Genomic DNA, 21079 nt, shown 5'->3' with positions numbered 1-21079 from the left:
ACAAACACTATCTGAAAAAGTTGGAAAGAAAGACATGCCCAGGATAGGACTTGAACCTACATGCCGCAAAGCACTGGATCCTAAATCCAGCGTGTCTACCAATTTCACCACCTGGGCACAGATGATTAATAGAGAAGACAATGGTATCTCCAACCGCTTATTTTAGCAATAAGTTAATTACCTTCTAGGACTATTTGTCTCTATGCATCGATAAGAACGATGCGATTTTCCACTTTTTGATCAGATAAAAAAAATAAATATTCCTACTCCATTGTATCAATATCTCCTCTTTTTCTTCCTGATCATCCTGATCTCTGCAGCGTAATTCCCACCTATCATCAACAGATAGAAATCTCTATTAATATACTGAATTTCAGACAGTAACATTTTCTAAAAGATTAATCATCAAACTTGCATGAAAAATACTTTTTTAGCTAAGGTCCCTCCTTTCTGAAAGGCCTGTGATACAAACTTCTGCAACTATGGATACCTCTTCTCCTTTTTCCAGTGTGTCAGCAAATCCTTCTTTCAAAGGAGACCTAGAAAATTTATCCCAAAACACTGTTCAAGAAAGAGGAGTATTGAAAACAACCATAGGAGATGTCACTCTGTCTCAATCTATTGAAGAGGGGTGTAACGAATCTCTGATCTCCTTGTTAGGAATCGCTAGCATTTATGCAGCTCAGGAGGGACTCCTTCCCCCAGCTTTCCAACACAACCTCATTTTCCTTCCTCCTGAAACAGTCGATCTGGAAATTCAAATTGCAGAACTTGTACAAGATTTGGAAAAAACTCCCTCTTCCGACACCCCTCTTTCTTTGCAAAAGAGCACAGTTTCTCCGAATCGTCCCAATCCGACAACAAAATCTTCCATATTTTCTTTACAAACGAAGGCATCATCACAGTCCCTTCCTTCCCTCTCTTCTAAAGAGCCATCTACTCAACCTTTAGCCCGCCCCCTTGCTATGCAAGGACAACCCTCTCTATTTTCACATTCAGAGCAAAACATAGTTAGAGCTGTTCCTTCGTCTATCGTTCCTCATAACCGAGCTAATCCAACTTCCTCTCAAAACTCTTCTAACGATAATACACGCTCTCACCAATCTGGGCTCTCAACGGGAATAACGTTCTTTTCTCAAAAGGAACAGGATCTATCTGGACAAACAAACAAAACTGGTTCAACAGAAAAAGAAAAACAAGAGGGCCGTCAAAGGGAAAACTCTGACCGAGAGCGCAACGGAGATGATTCTTATCAGGAAGATGATCAATCAGAAAACATAAAGATATCGTCGGAGAGAAAAAATAAGAACAAAACGTCATCGAATCAGGAAAATGAGAATCTTGAAGAGGCTTTCTCCGTTTCCTACTTTGCCTATAACTCCACTCCAAACCAAAAATCTAGTCAAAGTACTTTCCGGAAAAGGCCTCCTTCCCCCATGTCATTATTTTCTTCTCAAAATTCTGTGGAATCCCTCCCAAAAAAATCTCCTCGAATCGAAAACGTTTTCACCCGTTTCATGGAGCTTATGGCCAGAATTTTAGGCCAAGCAGAGGCCGAGGCAAACAAGCTCTATGCACGCGTTAAGGAACGTACAGATAATGTTGATTCACTTACTCTGCTATTGTCAAAAATTAACAATGAGAAAGGAGCCATTGACTGGGATCAAAATGCAGAAATGCGCGCTCTTGTTGATCATGCAAAAAACTTAGGAGTCTCGATTGGAGACTCGTATAACTGGTCCGAAGATGAAAAAAAACTTTTGAAAGAAAACATCCAGATGTTCAAAGAAAATATGGAGAAAATTACTCAATTAGAACGAACAGACATGCAACGGCTTCTCCAAGAAGTCTCTCAATGCCATCAAACAAGATCTAATGTTTTGAAACTCTTGAAGGAACTTATGGACACTTTTGTCCACAACTTGCGTCCCTAATGCGTTATTTAGCCTATCTACTTGATAAAATCTCTCGTTCTCATCCGCATCTGCATCCTCTTCCAGAGGATATGGAAGCGTATTTTGAGAAATATATACCAAACAAAAATATTCCTCTGGATACTTATCAAAAAGTTTTCAAATTATCTTCAGAAGACCTTGAACAGATTTACAAAGAAGGATACCATGCCTACCTTCAAGGAGAGTATGATGAAAGCTCTATGGCTTTCTACTGGTTGGTTTTCTTTAATCCCTTCGTTTCTAAGTTTTGGTTTTCATTAGGAGCTTCTCTCCACATGCTCCAAAAATATCAACAAGCCCTTCATGCCTATAGTGTAGCGGCATTCCTAAGGGAAAAAGATCCTTATCCTCATTACTATGCCTATGTCTGCTACACTCTTCTCAACAATCCTGAAGAAGCTGAAAAAGCCCTAGATCTCGCATGGCAAAAAGCTAAGATAAGCTCTGCTTACAATGCTTTAAAAGAAGAGATTTTAGCGATTAAATCGTACGCCTAAAATAAGACCACAGAGGACTTACGTCATTATGTCATCCTGGTTTGCACAAGCAACAGACATCGTTCTTTCTCAATCACCTGATATTCCAGATGCCTCTACTCCTGTTTCTCAATCAGAGACTTTTCCTTTTTCCTGCTCTCTATCCACAGAAACTACCCCTCCCTGCATACAAAAAATTTTCGCCAACTGTTTTTCTAGATCTAAATCCTCTCCCAAACCCCTTGCTAAACTGCAATTGGCTACATCTAAAGAACGTATTCTGCTTTTTGGAAGCTCCCCCTCCTCACAGCTCTCTGCAACCATACGCACTACAACATCTTCCCCTTGGAACCTTTTTTCCCAACACCATACTAAAACTCCTCTTCGCACGTTGTCGGCAAAAGGACTCTTTTCTCCCCAAACTCCACCTAAAGAAAACTCCGAAAAAAGTTTCTCGCAGTCTCTCCAATTTTCAGAAACAATCCCTCAAAGCCTTGATCATAACGAAAGTTCTTCAACCCCTCTTTCTCACGAGCGCCCATCTTTCTTCATAGAAGACACACCCCTCCCATCTCCTAAAACAGAATCGCTTCTAAAAGCCCAGCTCATTTCACCAAAAAAAGAGGATGCCGTAGCACAAGAACAAAAGAATACCTGGTTTCATTCCCCTTCCTCACCGTCGCAAACATTTAGCGAGTACCCAGATTCTTCTGATCATCCCTCAAAAGAAGATCCGCATTCTCAACAAAAATCTCATAGAATACAAAAAAGAAAAGCTCGGGCAATAACAGTAGTCCCTGTTATTACTCCTCCTACTGTCGGAATTTTCTCCTTAAGCTATCTTCTCACCAAACAGGGCATTCTCTCAGATTTCTCTGCCTATTCCGCTCACAAAGAAAATTTAGAAATCACTCAAAAAGAATTAACTATGCTGCACCAGCAACGCATCGAACAGATGCAAAAAATTGTTGATAAATCTAAGACTACGCGATTCTGGGATTCTCTAGCTAGCCTCGTTGCAGCTATCGTCCCGTGGGCAGAAATGGGAGTGGCTGTAACCATTATAGCTATGGGAGGTGGAATCCTTTCTTGGTTCTCTCTTTTCGCAGCCTTAATTATGATCGTTATATCCCTTATAGAAGTTTTTGATGGTTGGCGGGCCATTGCCAAACATCTCCCTGGCAAAGATCTAGAAAGGAAGATCCGTTATCTTGGTTATGTTAAACTCGCCTTAACCCTTTTCAGCTGTGTCTTATCAGCCTCATCTTTATACGTTGCCAAATTAGGAATGAGTCCCCTTTTAGAAGGGGTTGTCAAATCCATTTCCCCAGCATTATCTGGCATGCTTGGATTGACACAGGGTATTGCTCTTTCTTTACAATCCAGCAGCCAAAAAATTCGTGCACGTTGCGCCCAAATCGATGCACAGATCGAGCTAGTGAATTGGGAACGTGATGAATACTTTTTACGTACGGAACAGCTTCTTGATTCTATGCAAACCTCTTTTGAACAACTCTCAGAAACCCTACAATTACAAAAAGAAATTGGCCAGACATTTGTAGAAGCCTTACGATAGCGATTCAGAATTATGACGATCCCAGCAACTCAAGAAACACCCCCTTCACCACAAATAATATTATCCGGAGAGCAGCCAGAAACTGCTTGTGAAGCAACCTCTGATCTTTCTATCGACGTGCAAGTTCCCGAATCACAGCAATTAGCTTTAGTAAGAAACCTTTCTGACCTTTGTGTATCTGTCATTACACAAACAGAAAAAACTCTTTCCCCCGAGACCAAATACTTTTCTCCACAAAAAGAGCCTCTACTTACTCAATATACCTCTAAACAATCCGGTTCTTCTTCTCGAATAATCATCTCCACATCTACTCAGGAATCCTCAACAAGTCAATCGGAGCGCAATCATTCTCAAAGCCAAAGCATGCTGCAACGCACAATTCCTTCCCCTAAAACTTCCTCAACCTCTTCTATGCAAGGACGTTTATGCACAACTTCACAACAAACTGTTCCTCTAAGAGGCACACCACTTACAGTTTCGCTACCTTGCCCTCATCTTACACAAACTAACCAAGCTACTTCACGAAGCACAGTTCTAACCTTGAATGTTCCTGTTAAGATCTTCAGCAAAGAAAGTCCTCTTGCCTCAGTGAAAAATCGCTCTGCAATGCTTACCAAGGATTCCAGTCATCTTTCTTCATCTCGAGAGAAACTTTCTCCCTTTCGAGCACCTCTCAGCCCTATGGCGCTTTTTGAGACAGCGGCACATAAAGAGACTGTTATCAGAGAAAGGCTATCACATGATCAAGAAAGTCATTCTAAAGACGTCGATCAGGAGCGCAATCACAATCAAGATCACTCTGACCAACAAGAAGAAAAGGAAGATTTATCAAATGAAACAGATGTTTCTCCTTGTACAAGGAAACAACAGAAACAAAACTTTCATCCAGAATCTTTACCTCAAGAGGTTTGTGAGTTTGCTCTTTCCCAGTCTCAACTCAGTCAATTGCTACGCATGCGCATAAACCATTTAGATATTTTGCGCATCTGTGCAGAAATCATGAAACTTATGCTCAACAGCCGAGAACAAAATCTTCTTGAACGAAGATCCGCTCGAGAACACTTCATGCAGGAAGCTAAAACTATTGCTAATTCCTTCTCTAAACAAGCTCAAATTACAAAATGGCTAGGCATTGCCACAGCTACCTTAGGTATTTTCGGAGCGATTTCTCCCATAATTGGAGAAGTCGGAGGAGAAGGGCTACTCAATATCATCCGTAGAGCAACGGGAGGCTGGAAACAATCTTCATCAAAAGTTTTCTTTGAAGGAATGGGGAAAGTCTGTGCCTCTCTGTCCGAGTTAGCAAAAGTCTCTTCAACTATTTATGATCTTCGTGCCAATGCAACACGAACTATAGCAGAAAGTTATAAAGAAATTTTTCGCTTAGAACACGATGAAATGGTCCGATCAATAGAAGAGCTCAAAGATCACTGGAGAAATATGGACAGCTTCTTACTACAAATTCTACAAACACAACATGATGCTGCCCGCAGTCTTTATCAATAAGATGAAGTTTCTTCATCTTATTGATTTCACTGCAATTCTTTAGGGAGTTGAAATATGGTATCTTCTTCTACAAAAAGATCCGTTTCTACAACTAAAGTTGGAATGAGTTTCTGTAATTTTGTTAAACAAGCCTGTACAACATCTTCAGGAGTCGAAGCTCCTGCTGTCACACCAATATTCCCAGAATATTGTAAAATTTCATCCGTAATTTCTTCAGGATTATTTACAAGCCGAGCTACAACACCGCGTCTTGCAGCAACTGCTTTTAACTGATTTGAATTGGAACTTTTAGGATCCCCTATTACATAAACAAATTCCACCTTCGGAAGAATATTGCGTAAAGCGCTCTGACGGTTTTGCGTAGCATAACAGATAGAAGAACTTGGTAATGTAATAATTTGAGGATAACGAGCTTTTAAAGCAGCGATCATATCTGCAGAATCATCCATACTTAAAGTCGTTTGCGTCACATAGAACAAAAGATCCTTCGTACTAAAAGTCAGCGCCTCTACTTCAGCGATATTTTCCACAACAGTAATTTTATCAGGTGCTTCACCACATATCCCGATAACCTCAACATGTTTTCTCTTACCTATGAGAATAATAAGGTATCCCCTCCGAGCATACATTTTGACCGCGGAATGAATTTTTGTAACAAGACCACATGTTGCATCAATAGTAATTAGTCCCCTTTCTTTAGCTTCTTCCCTTACAGAAGGGGGAACACCATGCGCTGAATAAATAACTCGACTATTGCAAGGGACTTCTTGTAAATCTTCAATAAAAATAGCTCCTTTAGCCCGTAGCTTATCCACAACATGACGATTATGAACAATCTCATGCTTAACATAAATAGGAGCTCCCCATTTCTCTAAAGCTCTTTCTACAGTTTGTACCGCGCGAATGACTCCAGCACAAAAACCTCTAGGAGAACAGATGATAACCTTACGCATGCACTATCTCCTCCTTTCGTTAACATTTTAAACAAAATAAGGGCCTCTCGACACAAAGTCGAAAAGCCCTTACTTAACTTACAAATAAACATAACAGTTAAAAACTTCCATCCTCTGAGAGAATAATTACACTGTCATTATTGATTAGCTGAGCAACCAATTTTTGTACTTTCTGAATATATTCAGAATACCCTCTATAACGAATATCATTAGCTGTGAAAGGAATTTCAATATGAGGTTCAACCCCAACATTTTCAATCAAATCCCCATGCTCTCTAACTGCTAAAGATCCTGTTAAAGAGCAACTTTTAATTCCCGTTCTGTTAGGGAATTGTACATTGAAGACAAATCCCCCAGCTCCCGCTGTTCGAGTTCCAACGACAAGGGCTCTGTCATTGTCTTTCAGAATAGCAGGGAAGAAATCCGCACAAGAAAAATCCTGTTCATTAATCAAAACACAAATAGGCTTAGTATATTGGACTCGAGGATGTGGATGAATTTTCTCAAACCCAAAAAGAGGAATCGGTGTAGATAATTCGATATCTCCATTCTTCCAACATGCCAATACCTGATGAGCAAAGCTTTTCAGATATTCAGCAGCCTGCAAGTCAATGGGATATCCTTCCATATTATCTCCCAAAGCAATCCGAGCCTCTGCGTTTGTATCCACATTTTCCAATAAATTCAACCAATCTAAAGCATCAACTACTTCGTCCTGAGTTAGAATCATTCTATGTTTAGGAAGATCTAAAGGTTTATCCGTCAACATAGAGAGCAATCCGTATAAATACATAACGCTCCCCCCAGGATTATTCGTTTGGTCAATGATCAAAGCCTCTGTTTTTTCAGAAAATAGCGTAATGATCTTACCAAACTCTTCCCAAGGAGGTGTCCCTATAGAATCTAAATCTTCCATCTCTTGCCAACCATACGTAGGAATTCTGATAAATCCTACGTTATGGCTTCTACCATTTTCATCAACCAAGGGGAAAATATAAGCATGAAAAATTCCGTCCGACTCCCAAATAACGGGTCCCATGACTGGGAAAAATCCATCGGTATCCCCAATATTGTACCCACTTTTTAAACCACTCGTTGCGTAGTGATTACGAAACTCCGACCAAAAATGAGGAACCATTGGAGAATAAAACAGAGTGCTCGACTGATGAAATACACTTTCTTTTTTAGGAAAGGCCCCTCTCATAGACTTCTGCAGCTGTGGAGCTTTTATGGAAGGAGCTATCGTAGCTAAATCCCCTACACTTTCTGGAGTATAACGCCATTTTGCTCGCACATCTTTCACAGAACCAGAAGAACGACGAACTTTGAGGGTGATTCTCCCGGAAGGGACTTTATGTCCTAAAGAAGCCATACGAGAAAATAACGTTCTTAAAGCAGCAGATTCTTCAGCGAGAGTCCCCTTGTGATTGGTTCCATATAGGGTAGCAAGTGCTTCTGCAACAGGCTGCCCGTCTACCTCAAGTAACTCATCCCCGACGCGAATATCAGAAGAAAAGGTCATTACATCAACGAAATAGAAGCGTCCATCGCTACTTTTTTGTACAGAGTAGGGAAGGTAGGCACTCTCTACAGCAAAGAAAGAGACCCCGGCATGAAAATCACTCAACGCTCCAATAAAGTCCGCAATTACTTGCTGACAAAAGCTTGTTGAAGGGTTGTCCTCGGAACGCAATTTCTGCTCTGCAAAAACAGAGCTTTTAGAAAGATCCCAACCTAAATACTGTTCTTTCCAAGTTTTAGGGGCATACTTGACTTGCAGCAAATGCTCCAAAAAACTCAAATCTTTCAGAGCATTCTGACAGACTAAACTTTCCCCATGCAAAGGAGAATGTATAGCGGAAGAAAAGGTTAGCAGCAGTAGCAAAATCCTATTCATTTTCATAATCGATGTTCTCCAAAACCCATTTTTCCATTCAAAAAGGGGCCTATAATATTGGGAGCGCACCTTTATTTAAAGATTTTTAAAAAATTTTTTACTATATCTTCTGACAAAATCAGGCGAATAATCCCATGAAATTTTCCATCAGAAAATACACTGCTAATCCCCCAAAATAGCTAATTAAAGCAATCCAAGAAGCATGTTTCACATACCAACCGAAGCTAACCTTTTCCATTCCCATATAGGCAACTCCTGCAGCAGATCCAATAATAAGAATACTTCCTCCTGTGCCTGCAGCATAGGCTATGAGTTTCCAAAGAGGATCGTTCATTGGAAGGTCGTACATCCCTATTGTAGCAGCAACGAGCGGAACATTATCTAAGACAGATGAAACTAAGCCTAGTAAAATAGCAAGGGTATTGCGAGAAAATACGGCATCCATACTCACGGATAAATCTTGCAATACGTGAGAGTACGCTAGTGCATTAACAGCTAACAAAATTCCAATGAAAAATGTAACAGAGGAAATGTCTATTCTAGTTAAAATGTGCGGCATGCGCAGATGATTTCGTCCCTCACCATGAGGAGAATGAATCCAATCACTAACAAGCCAAACTAAACCAAGTCCTAGCAAAGCCCCAATAAAGGGAGGCACTCCCAATACAGCTTTCCACATAGGAACCATAAGTAAAGAGCCAAAACCAACAAAAGCAATTAGGTTACTTTTAGGGAGAGCGGGCTCACTATCAAGATCCTCTAATAATCCTGAACAACGACGCTTTTTTAACAGTAACTGACCACAAACTCCCGCAACAACTACACAAACCACACTAGGAAGAAATAGAGAGGTAATAATCCCTGCCGTCGAAATTTTATCATTAATCCAAAGCATTGTCGTTGTGACATCTCCTAAAGGTGTCCATGCCCCTCCTGCATTTACCCCTATCACGCAAAGTGCTCCCAGCAATAGCCGATCTTCTCGAGCTTTAACAAGACGCTTCAAAATAGAAACAATGATAATAATGGACGTGAGGTTGTCTAGAGCTGCAGATAAGAAAAAGGAAAGAGTGAGCAATACCCAAAGCAAAAAGCTTCTGGATTCAACATTACAGCACCGCACAACAATAGAGAATCCTTTATGAGCATCAATGAGCTCTACAATGGCCATGGCTGCAAATAAAAAGAAGATGACCTGTGCCATATCAGCAATTTCTTCGGCCATTATAACGTGATCGATATGGGGCATGTGGGAGAAACAGACTAACCACATCAAGCCCCCCATAGCAAGAGAGACCGCAGATTTATTTACCCGAACTATGTGTTCAAAAACTATCGCGAGATACCCGAAAAGGAACAACGCACACAACTGAAACTTCAACATAAAGACCTCGAGAAGCATCTTACTCTGAGGGCTTCATTCAGAAAAACAAGAACCCTCAGAAGCTTAGGCAAAAACAATTACGAGAAACCAAAAGGCCCTGCGTATACACATATCATCGTACTGTCAGAATCCAACCTTGTACGCAGATCTTGGGCTCGGCTCCAGCTCTTAGCACACAATAACCCTCGAAAGAGGAAATATCCAAAAGACAAGATTACTAAGGCTAAAATCCAGACCATGTTACACAAAAGTAGTTTTCGACACTATAGGGAAAACCTTTCTATCTCAATAAAAAAAGGAAACTATCCTCTACTACTTATGGCTGACGAATTAAAATAAAATAATGACACTCTATTTCCCCTAAAAAATATCAAAACCTACTATTGCAAAGTATTTTCTCACCTCATCCATCCGCAAAACTGTTGCATAGAAAGCCCTTTTCATCAAAAGTGTTTTCACCCCTGTTTTCACTGTGAGACTGAAAGCCTTCTAAGCTGGGAATCTCTCTACACAGCCCAAAACAGTTCTCTGTTTAGCTATCCTATCCGATTGCAAGACAGACTCATCACGGATTCGTTGACACAACGATGTTAAAAACAGTTTTACAAAGACTACGATTTAGTTCTTATTCGTGATAAAAAATAGAAAGATTGTCCTACGGAAAAGTTCCTTACCTCTCTTCTCGTTGGATAAATTCCTTTCTACTATAAGAAAAGAACCATCTTTTTCGAACACAGAAGAGGTCCTGGTGAAAGTTTCACTATCCTTTAAACACCTTGTCCCTAAACTAGTTACCTGCTTAAAAGAAGGGTATTCTTTCAACACATTAAAAAAAGATTTTATTGCGGGGCTGACTGCAGGAATTCTAGCCTTTCCTTTAGCTATTGCCATCGCGATAGGGATTGGAGTTTCTCCCTTACAGGGGTTATTAGCGTCTATCATTGGAGGATTTCTTGCCTCTGCTTTGGGAGGCAGTCGTGTATTGATATCTGGCCCCACCAGCTCCTTCATTTCTATTCTTTACTGTATTGGTGTCAAATACGGAGAAGATGGACTGTTTACCATCACATTAATGGCCGGAATTTTCCTAATTATTTTCGGTCTCGCAGGGTTAGGAACTTTTATTAAATACATGCCCTATCCTGTGGTTACTGGTCTGACAACTGGTATCGCAGTGATTATTTTTTCTTCTCAAATCCGAGATTTTCTTGGATTACAAATGGGAGATGGCGTTCCTCTAGATTTTATTGGCAAATGGGTAGCTTATTGGGATTATCTATGGACCTGGGATAGCAAAACCTTTGCGGTTGGCTTATTTACTCTACTTTTAATGATCTATTTTCGAAATTATAAACCCCGCTACCCTGGAGTAATGATTTCCATTATCATTGCATCAACCTTAGTATGGATTCTCAAAATAGACATCCCTACTATAGGTAGCCGATATGGAACTCTTCCCAGTTCTTTACCTGGACCTGTTTTCCCGCATATCAGCATTACAAAAATGCTACAACTTATGCCAGATGCATTGACTATTGCAGTACTTTCTGGAATCGAGACCTTGCTAGCTGCTGTGGTTGCCGATGGAATGACTGGGTGGAGACATCAATCCAATTGTCAGCTAATTGGACAAGGAATTGCTAATATTGGAACTTCTTTGTTTGCAGGCATGCCTGTCACGGGGTCTCTTTCCAGAACCACGGCAAGTATTAAATGCGGCGCTAGCACACCTATTGCAGGGATAATTCATGCAATCTGTCTCACCTTTATTCTACTACTTTTAGCTCCCTTAACGATTAAAATACCTTTAACATGTCTGGCTGCAGTCTTGATTTTAATTGCTTGGAATATGAGTGAAATTCACCACTTCATCCATCTATTCACTGCTCCTAAGGAAGATATCTTAGTCTTACTAACAGTGTTCATCCTTACGGTAATGACTACAATCACTTCTGCCGTACAAGTAGGAATGATGCTCGCAGCTTTTTTATTCATGAAACGAATGAGCGATCTTTCCGATGTCATTTCCACTGCACAGTATTTTGATGAGTCAGAACAACCTCAGAATGATCTACTATTTAGCAAAAATGAAGTGCCTCCTTTTACAGAAATTTATGAAATTAATGGCCCTTTTTTCTTTGGAATTGCTGATCGATTAAAAAATTTATTAAATGAAATTGAAAAGCCTCCAAGAATTTTCATCCTTTGCATGACCAGAGTACCTACGATCGATGCATCGGCAATGCATGCCCTAGAAGAATTTTTCTTGGAATGCGATAGACAAGGAACTTTACTGCTCTTAGCAGGCGTAAAGAAAACTCCTCTCAATGACTTAAGAAGATATCACGTGGATGAGTTGATCGGAGTAGATCACATATTTTCAAATATCAAAGGAGCTTTATTATTTGCTAAAGCTCTTATTAAGCTAGAGAGCAAATCTTCTCAATAGCATAACAGGTATTCTGAGATTCCTCATCCTCTTCATGATTAGGATTGAAGAGGATGTTTTTCATACCCTCTTCTTAAAATCTATTCCCTTTCTCTTTTCCCTAGCATCAATCCCGGAACAACATGTGTATCAAACTCTTGTTCAGACAGAAAACCTAATGATACACAGGCCTCTTTCAGACTCAAATTTTCATGAAAAGCTTTTAGAGCAATCTTCGAACACTTATCATATCCTAAAACAGGAGCTAAAGCCGTAACCAACATCAAAGATCTTTCCACATTTTGTTGCAGTTGTCCTCTATTCACCTTTAATCCGCTAACAAAATAATCCGCAAAGGATCTCATAGCTCCCGATAACAAGTTTACAGACTGCAAAAAATCATAAATAATCACAGGCTTCATAACATTTAGCTCAAAGTTCCCTTTAGTCCCTGAGAAAATAACGGATTGGTTATTACCAATAACTTGAGAACACACCATCTGTAGAGCTTCACTCTGAGTAGGATTAATCTTTCCAGGCATGATGGAAGATCCCGGCTCGTTTTCTGGGAAAAAAATTTCCCCTAACCCGCAACGAGGTCCTGAACCTAAGAAACTCAAATCTGTGGCGATCTTAATCAAAGAGCAAGCTAAAACAGCTAAGGATCCATGAGCCTGCACTAAAGCATCATGGTTCGACAATGCGGCAAAATAATTAGAAGCCGGAATAAAAGGCTCTCCCGTTTCCTGCCTTAAATAATAAATTACTTTATCTACAAAACCTTCAGGAACATTTAATCCTGTTCCAACAGCAGTCCCTCCAATCGCTAATTCGTAAAGATGGGTTAAGGAAAAACCTATACGCTCCAAACAACTACGTAACTGATGACTGTACCCAGAAAACTCTTGCCCTAGAGTCATTGGAACGGCATCCATTAGATGTGTTCTTCCAATTTTAATGTCTCTAGAAAACTCTAAAGCTTTGGCATCAAGGTTTTTTTGTAAATGTTCTAATGCCGGTATTAAAGAACCTTTTATACTTTGCACAGCAGCTATATGCATGGCCGTAGGGAAAACATCGTTAGAAGACTGTGATTTATTCACATGATCATTGGGATGCACAGGATTTTTACTTCCTAGCTCCCCTCCGTGACGTTTAATCGCTAAATTAGCGATTACCTCATTCACATTCATATTGCTTTGGGTTCCACTTCCTGTTTGCCATACCTTTAAAGGGAAGTGTTCCTCTAATCCTCCGGAAAGAATTTCATCCGAAGCAGCCACAATCATATCCCGCCTTTTAGCATCGAGACACTGCAAATCTCCATTTGCCTTAGCTGCACATTTTTTAATTTTTACCAACGCCTGAATGACCTCAATAGGCATCAATTCTTTTCCATAGGAGAAAAAATTTTTTGATCTCCCCGTCTGAGCACCAAATAATTTATCTTCAGGAACCATTACAATCCCTAAACTATCATTCTCTTGCCGCATATGTTCTCTTTCCTTATGCTCCTCCGATAACGAAGTCTTTTCTCCTCTCATGAAAAAGTTTATTAGCTATGCACTTATGATCCTCACCTTGATAGGATTTTGGGAATTTTTTGCTCAAAACTACCCGAGTTTTGGCTTTATATGCCCCCCTCCATCTAAAGTGCTTATGACAGGAATCAACTCTTTCCCGGTACTTCTTCAACATTCTTGGTATACAGTTCAAGGTATTTTAGGAGGATTCTTTTTAGCATTACTACTTTCGATCTCTCTCTCTGTTACCATGCTTTTATTCCCTTCCATTCAGGGAGTATTACATCCCTTATGCGTCCTAGTGCAGTGTCTTCCTATGTTTACTCTGACTCCCTTAATCGTTCTTTGGTTTGGATGGGGAGCTAGGGCCGTCATCATTCCAACCGCTTTAAGCATTTTTTTCCCTTTAGCATTAACTATTCATCAGGGAATCAAAAATCCTCCCGAAGAGCTGTTAGAACAATTTACTCTTTGTCAAGCAACCACCTGGCAAACCCTCATTAAACTAAGAATCCCTCATGGACTCCCCCATATTTTCTCTGGTCTTAAGATCGCTATGAGTGCAGCAGGATTTGCAACTATTGCCGGAGAATGGGTGGCAGCCCAATCTGGTTTAGGAATCCTAATTTTAGAAAGTCGAAGAAACTATGATATGGCAATGGCTCTAGCAGGTATATCTGTTCTTACCCTACTCACCTTAAGCCTGTTTTACAGTATTCTCCTTCTTGAACGAAGTGTATTCTCTTTTTTCAGAACTGAAAAATCGTCTCGTAAATCCCCACAAAAACAATGGCGCTTTGCATTCATTCCTCTTACTTTGCTCATCGGACTATTTTGCCTAAAAGAGAAATCCACTGATACTACTCCCCTTCCTAAAAAGTCCTTTACGCTACTCTTAGACTGGACTCCTAATCCCAACCACGTACCCCTTTATGTAGGCGTAGAAAAAGGATTTTTTCTAGATGAAGGTATTTCTTTAACTCTGCAAAAAAATACTGACACCTGCTCCTCTATTCCTCATCTTCTTCTTGAAAAAGTGGATTACACCCTCTACCACAGCTTGGGAATATTAAAAACTGCGGTTAGAGGGGCTCCGATTCAGGTTGTTGGTAGACTAATCGATAGTTCTCTGCAAGGACTCATTTACCGAAAACATGAGGGAATTAACAAACTGGAAGATCTTAATGGCCGAGTACTCGGCTTTTGCCTCAATGATTCTAAAAATCTACCGCAACTACTCAAATCTTTACGCGAACATCACGTTGTTCCTTCAGCTATCAAAAATGTTAGTGCGGATATGATTTCTCCCATGCTCTCTCACCAAATAGACTTCTTATATGGCGCTTTTTATAACATTGAAGGGGTAACTATTTCTTTGAAAGGAGCCCCCACCGACTGTTTCCTTTCCGACACTTATGGATCTCCTACCGGTCCACAGCTCCTTTTATGTGGGAAAAGAGGATCTCATGCCACAACTCCTCAGGTAATTCGTAGCATGCAAAAAGCTTTATCGCGTAGTTTAAATTTCTGCCAAGAATATCCCCAAGATGCTTTCGCGATCTATGTAGAAGCCACCAAAGATTCTCCTAAGATACGGTCCGATGAGCTAGCACAATGGGAAGCTACGCTTCCCTTACTCGCTAAAACACAATCTTCTCTATCACGGGAATTACTACAAACCTTACTCTCAACATTATCTTCTACTTATCCCGATCTGCAAGCATCTATTGATTCTTTCGTTATCGAAACCCTGATTTCTAATGATCCATCAGATCTCTGTTAGATTTCCTCATCTGTCCTTCTGTCACATTTTTTTGATAACAATGAGATTTTTGAATCTTCTCTTATTAATTCAGTTTCACTAAATCTCAGTTTGGACTAAAATTTTCCAAGGTCTTTTTTTTTCAGACACAATCAACCTTCTTACAAATATATTTTATGGACTGGTCATTCTTTTTATTGTCTCAGAGCTGTATCTTATTTTTGGCTTCGGATTCTATGACTAATGTCGAGGTCCTCAATAAAATCCTTAGTAATCTATCCAAAAAAAGCCAAGCTCTACTACTGATCCGCGAAAGTCTTTTTGCTCTTCTAGGGGTATTTATTTTTTATCCTGGGCTTTCAGGGCTTATTTACTCCCTGCAAACACCTCCGTGCGCAGTCACTTTTGTTGGAGGATGCGGAGTTATGTTAGCGGGCATGCGAGCAATCCTTCGGAATACCCATCCAGACCGTTGGGGTAAGTTTTCCTCTCTTTCTCATGCACCCAAAGTAGCGCCTATAGCGCTCCCTTTGATGATTGGGCCTTCGTGGTTGTGTGCCTGCGCACCTTTAACCACGCAACAAATCCCCTTTTCTATTATTTGTGCGTTGCTATTTCTTTCTTGGTTAATGATGTCGATAACTACAATTGTTCTCCATCTAACCAGCAAGGCAGGCTCTCAGGCAATCATTGCAACACAAACCATTTTAGGACTTGTTGTCGTAATTATAGGCGCGCAACTCCTTGTATCTGGTTTACAGCAAACTTTCCTATAAGAAAGCAGAGGTATATTTATGCTACATTCACTGTTTCGCCTTACCTTACTTTTTTATGCTCTTTTTAACTCCCTGGGATCTTTACCAGTCTTTGTTGCGTTATTGAAGAAGTTCTCTTTCCGAAAGCAGCAGCGCATTATTTTGCGGGAGTGTATCTTTGCTCTGCTCACCTTGATTTTGTTTATAACATTTGGTCAAGGATTCTTCCGTTTACTAGAAGTCTCTTTACCAGCATTTCAATTAACAGGAGGGATTCTTCTTGGATCCCTTGCCATTAATATGATGAAAGCGCTTCCTTCCCAAGAAGAAACCTTTGACCAATACGAGGATGAGCCAATATTCTATCCTTTAGCGTTTCCTGTTATCACAGGTCCCGCTACGATCACATCTACCTTAGGACATATGGAAGAAGGCATCTTTCCAAAAGAGCTTGTTTTAGGAGCTATTATGCTCGCTTGGGCTTTCTCCTTGATTACGCTCTTTTTTTCCAGCTCCATTAACCGATTGTTCGGCCAAATGGGGTTGCTGGCTTTAGAGAGATTGTTTGGCATTAGCTTAGCCTTAATGGCTGGAAATCTTATGTTAAAAGCTATTTCCACAGCTTTCAATATAGGGTATTATGTTATGGCCTAGAGTATTCCCTCTATTTTCAATAGAAAGAAAAAAAACAATCAAAAACCACTTCTTTTGGTTCCTTGTATGAAAAGAAATGACCCTTGCTGGTGTGGCAGTCAGAAAAAATGGAAACACTGCCACTACCCTACAAAGCCAGAACGTCCTAGTGACAATTTAAGACAGCTCTATGCTTCTCGTTACGATATTATCATCAAAACTCCTGATCAAATAGAGAAGATTCGTAAAGCTTGCCAAGTTACAGCTCGAATTCTTGATGCTTTATGTAAAGCTGCTAAAGAGGGAGTAACTACAAATGAACTCGATCAACTCTCTTGTAATCTACATAAACAGTATAATGCCATTCCAGCTCCCCTAAATTACGGGCAGCCACCTTTTCCAAAAACTATTTGTACTTCTCTTAACGAAGTTATTTGCCATGGGATCCCCAATGATACCCCTTTACAAAATGGCGATATTATGAACATTGATGTCTCTTGCATTGTAGATGGATTTTATGGAGACTGTAGCCGAATGGTTATGATTGGAGAAGTACCAGAGATCAAAAAAAAGGTCTGTGAAGCTTCTCTAGAAGCTCTTAACGCCGCTATTGCTATCTTAGAACCCAATCTTCCTCTTTACGAAATTGGCGAAGTGATTGAAAATTGTGCTGCCAGATATGGGTTCTCTGTTGTTGATCAATTTGTCGGACATGGAGTGGGAGTAAGATTCCATGAAAATCCCTATGTTGCACACCATAGAAATTCGTGTAAGATTCCTTTGGCTCCTGGGATGACCTTTACTATCGAACCTATGATCAATGTAGGGAAGAAGGAGGGATTCATTGACCCCACGAACCACTGGGAAGCAAGAACCTGTGACCACCAGCCTAGCGCACAGTGGGAGCACACAGTGCTTATCACAGATTCTGGTTATGAAATACTAACTCTTCTAGATAATTGATTTCTTCTTCTAGCGCCTCAATCTGTAATAAAAGGTTTTGAATAATAAAAAAACTATCCATCGTGGACGGATCTGAGGCTTCTTCTTCCTCTTCCCGTTTCAAAGCCAATAGCTGTTCCTGAGCTAAAAATCGTTCGCGTCTAGCTTTCTTAAGAAAGGCATCTTTCACCTGGAATTGTTCTCTCAACTGCAAGTACTTACCTTTATAAACAGCCCTTTCATGATGAGCAGAAGAATTCTGGAGTTTTTCCATCGAAATCTCTTGTTTTAGAGCTTCGATCTCTTTATCTTTCTCGACAACCTCTTTTTCTAAACTCTCTCGATGATGAGTTGCTTCTAGTAGATCTGATAAAACCTTTTCTAAACGCTCTTCAGCATAACGCTTGCTACCGCTTTCTTCTTCACATAGCTTCTCTAAATCAGCAAGTTTTTCACAAACTTGTATTTGCTGTGAATCATCCACACTCTCTTGAGAATGTCCTTGGAAAACCCTCCAAGGGAAAAGGGTTTGTTCTTCATACCCTGAAATAGCCCGAACGTACTCTTGATGCAACGTCATGTAGTCCTTTAACCAACCATCCCTTTGGTCTATAAGAACTTGCAAATCCTCATGCGCATGCGTATATTTCCTAGAAACCTCTTGAAGCTGATCAGAACAGACTGAAAGCTCCCGTTCCAAAGCAGCTACTTGTCCCTGGAAAAAAAGCTCTCCATCTTTTCTCTCTTGCACTTCTCGATTATATGATTCTTGAAGTTCATCACGACAAATGGATACTTTTTTTAAGGATGCTGTTTTCTCTCTAATAAGGCCTTCAACCAAGGAAACGCTCAGTAAAAATACTCCAAGAGAAACAACGAACGAAAAGACTAGTAAACTTCCCCAAAAAATGGATATAGAGGAATGATTATAGAGTGATATCCCCAAAAATATAGCCCCTAAAATGGCTATCCCATAGCCCCAATTACGGAAAAAAGAAACTAAGGCGACGGAGACACCGATAACACCCAAAACGACTACTAAAGGAACCGAGGAGATCAGAGATAAACAACCAACCTCACCCAACAATAGAACTATAGGTAATGATAAAAGGCCCACTTCAAGACTCTGTAGAGGCCTTAGGAATAAGGATTTCAAAGCTTTTCCTTTTCCTCGTACAGTGCCGAATCCCATTAGAACCCTCTTTTTTGTTTAGGGCTGATCTAAAGAAGCTAACGCTTTGGTTAACAAAAATCTAACCAACTCTCGATCTCCTTCATAAACCATCTCGACGTTCATTTTCCCATCAGCCGAGGGTTGCCCACAAGTCAGTACCACATAAGCACTAATATCATCCCCTTCTAAAAAATCCAATTGCTCGCTGTCTTGAACCTCTGTCACAAAGCCCTCTTAATCAGAAAATTTCTTATTCCAACACTCCCTGCAACTTCCTACAAAGAGCTTTAAGATACTTAATTACTACTATTTGCCCTCCTGTTCTAACATCCCCACCAATGTCACACTCAGGACGTTTCGTCACTAACGTTAGATCGAACTTTCTATTCGAACATAAAAGAAAGGCTCCTATTCCCCTCTAAAGGCTTTTAGCACTTAAAAGAAAAGGGGTTAAATAATAAGCATACTTTTAAAACAAAATATTATTTTTATTAAAGGGAGAAATTACTGGTAAAATAAAAAATAAAAACAAAAAAAATTTTAGAATATGTCAGCACCTATCCCACCAGCAAAAGACTCAAAATACGTCTCTGCTTTACCTCCATTAGAACCACTGAGAACCCCTCCAATGGCGGAACTCTTATTCGGTATTTATTCGCTTCTTTTAGAGGCTGTAGAAATACGTCAGCAAACGGTTCTTACACAGTCTCAACAACTCAACGACAATACTAATATCCAACAACAATTAAACCAAGAAACTAATCGCATTAAATACGCCGTTGTTAATGCTGGAGCCAAAGAGGACGAAATCACACGGGTACAAAACCAAAACCAAAACTATTCTGCGCAAAGATCTAACATTCAGGACCAATTAGTAACCGCCCGACAAAACGGACAAATTATTCTTTCCCATGCCTCCACAAACATCAATATCATGCAACAAATCGCACAAATGAACTCTTCTTTCATCAAAACTTTGAACTCCGTAGGTAGCACAGTTAACCAGTTAAACAAACCCCTGTCTTAACCCCCTAGACTAATTTGAGGCAAAAAATATGTGGTTTCATCCTCAAGAATCAGTGAAAGCCGCTGTACAATTACCCGAAACTCCTCCGGTTACAGGAACAACTAACTCCGCAACAGCCGATGAGATTATATCTCGCTTTGCGAAAGATTCTAATCCGCTTATCGTTACAGTTTACTACATCTACCAATCTGTGCTTGTGGCTCAACATAACCTGGAACTAGTTGCAGAACAACTTCAGGCGAATGCTGCGGCACAAACCTTCTTAAACAATGAAGAAGCTCTGTACCAATATACAACGATTCCTAAAGACCAAGTAAACTCACAAAACTCCGCGTATTTGCAAAACGTACAATCCGTTAACCAAGCCGTAGGAGCATCTAGACAAGCGATCCAAAACCAGATATCTGGATTAGGGAATGCCTCTCAGGTAATTTCTAGTAACTTAAACACAAACAACAACATTATCCAACAATCTTTGCAAGTTGGTCAGGCGCTCATTCAAACATTCTCACAAATCGTTAGCTTGATCGCAAACATCTAAAAAAAGGTATCCAGATGAGTAGTGCAATCATACCTGATCTACCAAAGAGAACTATTGTTACACCAGACTCCACGTTGGTAGTACCCAAATCCATTGAAATCAATAAGCAGTCTGCTATGTATTTTTGCATCGCTGTCATGCTTCAACTTTCTTCATCCACAACAGAGTACAGTCAGGCCATTATGTCTGTTCTGCAAGAAAATACACTCGAACAACAACGCAAAACCAAAGAGCTGATTAACCTCCCATTGTTATACGTTCCATCTTTGGAAAAAAAACAAGGGTCTGACGATGAATACACTAACAATACTACGATTCAAGCTTTTCAGACATCCAACCAACAAATTACTGCCAATAGGGAGCTTATCCAACAAGAGCTAGCAGCCGCTCAACAACGCGCCCAAGCAAACCAAAAATCAGTGAATGCTACATCCACAGAATCCATGCAAATTCTTCAAGCAGTTTCCGCTCTCCTCTCCTCTCTTGTCGATTTAACTATTAAAGCAAACCTTACAACCTCCCCTTCAGATTAAATTTTTAGGCGCTG

Annotated in this window: 18 protein-coding genes and 1 tRNA gene; 12 read left to right on the top strand and 7 right to left on the bottom strand. The window is 40.2% G+C overall.

The genetic code is table 11. The annotated features are described in order from the left end of the window. Window positions 1-35: 35 nt before the first annotated feature. A tRNA-Leu gene (locus TC_RS01280) sits at window positions 36-117 on the bottom strand. Window positions 118-482: 365 nt separating this feature from the next. On the opposite strand from TC_RS01280, the gene TC_RS01275 reads away from it, so the two are divergent. The 4 genes from TC_RS01275 to TC_RS01260 are packed head-to-tail and all read left to right on the top strand — an operon-like array spanning window position 483 to window position 5513. Further along, entirely contained in the window at window positions 483-1934 is a 1452-nt protein-coding gene (locus tag TC_RS01275; protein WP_029589507.1) for a hypothetical protein, read from the top strand. Beyond that, on the top strand, window positions 1934-2452 hold the full coding sequence (locus tag TC_RS01270; RefSeq protein WP_010229948.1) for a SycD/LcrH family type III secretion system chaperone: 519 nt from the start codon (window positions 1934-1936) through the stop codon (window positions 2450-2452). Before TC_RS01275 ends, TC_RS01270 begins: the two co-directional genes overlap by 1 nt. A 28-nt stretch (window positions 2453-2480) precedes the next feature. Next, on the top strand, window positions 2481-4007 hold the full coding sequence (locus tag TC_RS01265) for a hypothetical protein (RefSeq protein WP_010229946.1): 1527 nt from the start codon (window positions 2481-2483) through the stop codon (window positions 4005-4007). 12 nt (window positions 4008-4019) lie between these two features. Continuing rightward, on the top strand, window positions 4020-5513 hold the full coding sequence (locus TC_RS01260; RefSeq protein WP_010229944.1) for a hypothetical protein: 1494 nt from the start codon (window positions 4020-4022) through the stop codon (window positions 5511-5513). Between the two features lie 26 nt (window positions 5514-5539). On the opposite strand, the gene ispH is transcribed toward TC_RS01260, so the two are convergent. From ispH to TC_RS01245, 3 genes are all read right to left on the bottom strand, one after another. Further along, the gene (gene ispH / locus TC_RS01255) at window positions 5540-6466 is read right to left on the bottom strand and encodes a 4-hydroxy-3-methylbut-2-enyl diphosphate reductase (protein WP_010229942.1); all 927 of its coding nucleotides are present in this window, start codon (window positions 6464-6466) and stop codon (window positions 5540-5542) included. A gap of 97 nt (window positions 6467-6563) precedes the next feature. Beyond that, complete coding sequence (locus tag TC_RS01250; protein ID WP_010229939.1) at window positions 6564-8369, bottom strand: protease-like activity factor CPAF; 1806 nt, start codon at window positions 8367-8369, stop codon at window positions 6564-6566. A 112-nt stretch (window positions 8370-8481) separates the two neighbouring features. Next, on the bottom strand, window positions 8482-9747 hold the full coding sequence (locus tag TC_RS01245) for an NhaD family Na+:H+ antiporter (protein ID WP_010229935.1): 1266 nt from the start codon (window positions 9745-9747) through the stop codon (window positions 8482-8484). 745 nt (window positions 9748-10492) lie between these two features. Between TC_RS01245 and TC_RS01235 the strand changes: the two genes are divergently transcribed. After that, window positions 10493-12196, top strand: coding sequence for a solute carrier family 26 protein (locus tag TC_RS01235; protein WP_100065016.1), 1704 nt, complete (start codon window positions 10493-10495; stop codon window positions 12194-12196). Between the two features lie 80 nt (window positions 12197-12276). On the opposite strand, the gene fumC is transcribed toward TC_RS01235, so the two are convergent. Then, complete coding sequence (gene fumC, locus TC_RS01230; protein ID WP_010229926.1) at window positions 12277-13668, bottom strand: class II fumarate hydratase; 1392 nt, start codon at window positions 13666-13668, stop codon at window positions 12277-12279. A gap of 49 nt (window positions 13669-13717) precedes the next feature. Here fumC and TC_RS01225 point away from each other — a divergent pair, with 49 nt between their 5' ends. The 4 genes from TC_RS01225 to TC_RS01210 all read left to right on the top strand — a co-directional run bounded on the left by TC_RS01225 (window position 13718) and on the right by TC_RS01210 (window position 17811). Next, window positions 13718-15481: an ABC transporter substrate-binding protein gene (locus TC_RS01225; protein ID WP_010229923.1), complete on the top strand. Its 1764-nt coding sequence runs from the start codon at window positions 13718-13720 to the stop codon at window positions 15479-15481. Between the two features lie 155 nt (window positions 15482-15636). After that, complete coding sequence (locus TC_RS01220; RefSeq protein ID WP_010229921.1) at window positions 15637-16236, top strand: MarC family protein; 600 nt, start codon at window positions 15637-15639, stop codon at window positions 16234-16236. Between the two features lie 18 nt (window positions 16237-16254). Continuing rightward, window positions 16255-16869, top strand: a complete 615-nt coding sequence (locus TC_RS01215; RefSeq protein WP_010229920.1) for a MarC family protein — start codon at window positions 16255-16257, stop codon at window positions 16867-16869. Window positions 16870-16935: 66 nt separating this feature from the next. Further along, window positions 16936-17811, top strand: coding sequence for a methionyl aminopeptidase (locus tag TC_RS01210; RefSeq protein ID WP_010229916.1), 876 nt, complete (start codon window positions 16936-16938; stop codon window positions 17809-17811). On the opposite strand, the gene TC_RS01205 is transcribed toward TC_RS01210, so the two are convergent. Continuing rightward, window positions 17768-18982, bottom strand: coding sequence for a membrane protein (locus TC_RS01205; RefSeq protein ID WP_010229912.1), 1215 nt, complete (start codon window positions 18980-18982; stop codon window positions 17768-17770). The two genes, TC_RS01210 and TC_RS01205, sit on opposite strands and share 44 nt — an antisense overlap. Window positions 18983-19000: 18 nt before the next feature. Continuing rightward, entirely contained in the window at window positions 19001-19189 is a 189-nt protein-coding gene (locus tag TC_RS01200) for a hypothetical protein (RefSeq protein WP_010229909.1), read from the bottom strand. 322 nt (window positions 19190-19511) lie between these two features. On the opposite strand from TC_RS01200, the gene TC_RS01195 reads away from it, so the two are divergent. The 3 genes from TC_RS01195 to TC_RS01185 are packed head-to-tail and all read left to right on the top strand — an operon-like array spanning window position 19512 to window position 21065. After that, the gene (locus TC_RS01195) at window positions 19512-19991 is read left to right on the top strand and encodes a DUF720 domain-containing protein (protein WP_010229905.1); all 480 of its coding nucleotides are present in this window, start codon (window positions 19512-19514) and stop codon (window positions 19989-19991) included. Between the two features lie 28 nt (window positions 19992-20019). Then, window positions 20020-20532, top strand: a complete 513-nt coding sequence (locus TC_RS01190; protein WP_010229902.1) for a DUF720 domain-containing protein — start codon at window positions 20020-20022, stop codon at window positions 20530-20532. A gap of 14 nt (window positions 20533-20546) precedes the next feature. Then, window positions 20547-21065, top strand: a complete 519-nt coding sequence (locus tag TC_RS01185; protein ID WP_010229899.1) for a CT847 family type III secretion system effector — start codon at window positions 20547-20549, stop codon at window positions 21063-21065. The last annotated feature ends 14 nt before the right edge of the window (window positions 21066-21079 follow it).

The sequence above is a fragment of the Chlamydia muridarum str. Nigg genome (genome assembly GCF_000006685.1).
GTDB lineage: Bacteria > Chlamydiota > Chlamydiia > Chlamydiales > Chlamydiaceae > Chlamydia > Chlamydia muridarum.
The sequence above is the reverse complement of the archived record's forward strand: the minus strand, read 5'-3'. Positions and strand labels throughout refer to the sequence as shown.

Excerpts from the sequence above, each read along its gene's own strand:
- TC_RS01275 (WP_029589507.1), top strand. The coding sequence starts at position 483 with ATGGATACCTCTTCTCCTTTTTCCAGTGTGTCAGCAAATCCTTCTTTC.
- TC_RS01270 (WP_010229948.1), top strand. The coding sequence starts at position 1,934 with ATGCGTTATTTAGCCTATCTACTTGATAAAATCTCTCGTTCTCATCCG.
- TC_RS01265 (WP_010229946.1), top strand. The coding sequence starts at position 2,481 with ATGTCATCCTGGTTTGCACAAGCAACAGACATCGTTCTTTCTCAATCA.
- TC_RS01260 (WP_010229944.1), top strand. The coding sequence starts at position 4,020 with ATGACGATCCCAGCAACTCAAGAAACACCCCCTTCACCACAAATAATA.
- ispH (WP_010229942.1), bottom strand. The coding sequence starts at position 6,466 with ATGCGTAAGGTTATCATCTGTTCTCCTAGAGGTTTTTGTGCTGGAGTC.
- TC_RS01250 (WP_010229939.1), bottom strand. The coding sequence starts at position 8,369 with ATGAAAATGAATAGGATTTTGCTACTGCTGCTAACCTTTTCTTCCGCT.
- TC_RS01245 (WP_010229935.1), bottom strand. The coding sequence starts at position 9,747 with ATGTTGAAGTTTCAGTTGTGTGCGTTGTTCCTTTTCGGGTATCTCGCG.
- fumC (WP_010229926.1), bottom strand. The coding sequence starts at position 13,668 with ATGCGGCAAGAGAATGATAGTTTAGGGATTGTAATGGTTCCTGAAGAT.
- TC_RS01225 (WP_010229923.1), top strand. The coding sequence starts at position 13,718 with ATGAAAAAGTTTATTAGCTATGCACTTATGATCCTCACCTTGATAGGA.
- TC_RS01220 (WP_010229921.1), top strand. The coding sequence starts at position 15,637 with ATGGACTGGTCATTCTTTTTATTGTCTCAGAGCTGTATCTTATTTTTG.
- TC_RS01215 (WP_010229920.1), top strand. The coding sequence starts at position 16,255 with ATGCTACATTCACTGTTTCGCCTTACCTTACTTTTTTATGCTCTTTTT.
- TC_RS01210 (WP_010229916.1), top strand. The coding sequence starts at position 16,936 with ATGAAAAGAAATGACCCTTGCTGGTGTGGCAGTCAGAAAAAATGGAAA.
- TC_RS01205 (WP_010229912.1), bottom strand. The coding sequence starts at position 18,982 with ATGGGATTCGGCACTGTACGAGGAAAAGGAAAAGCTTTGAAATCCTTA.
- TC_RS01195 (WP_010229905.1), top strand. The coding sequence starts at position 19,512 with ATGTCAGCACCTATCCCACCAGCAAAAGACTCAAAATACGTCTCTGCT.
- TC_RS01190 (WP_010229902.1), top strand. The coding sequence starts at position 20,020 with ATGTGGTTTCATCCTCAAGAATCAGTGAAAGCCGCTGTACAATTACCC.
- TC_RS01185 (WP_010229899.1), top strand. The coding sequence starts at position 20,547 with ATGAGTAGTGCAATCATACCTGATCTACCAAAGAGAACTATTGTTACA.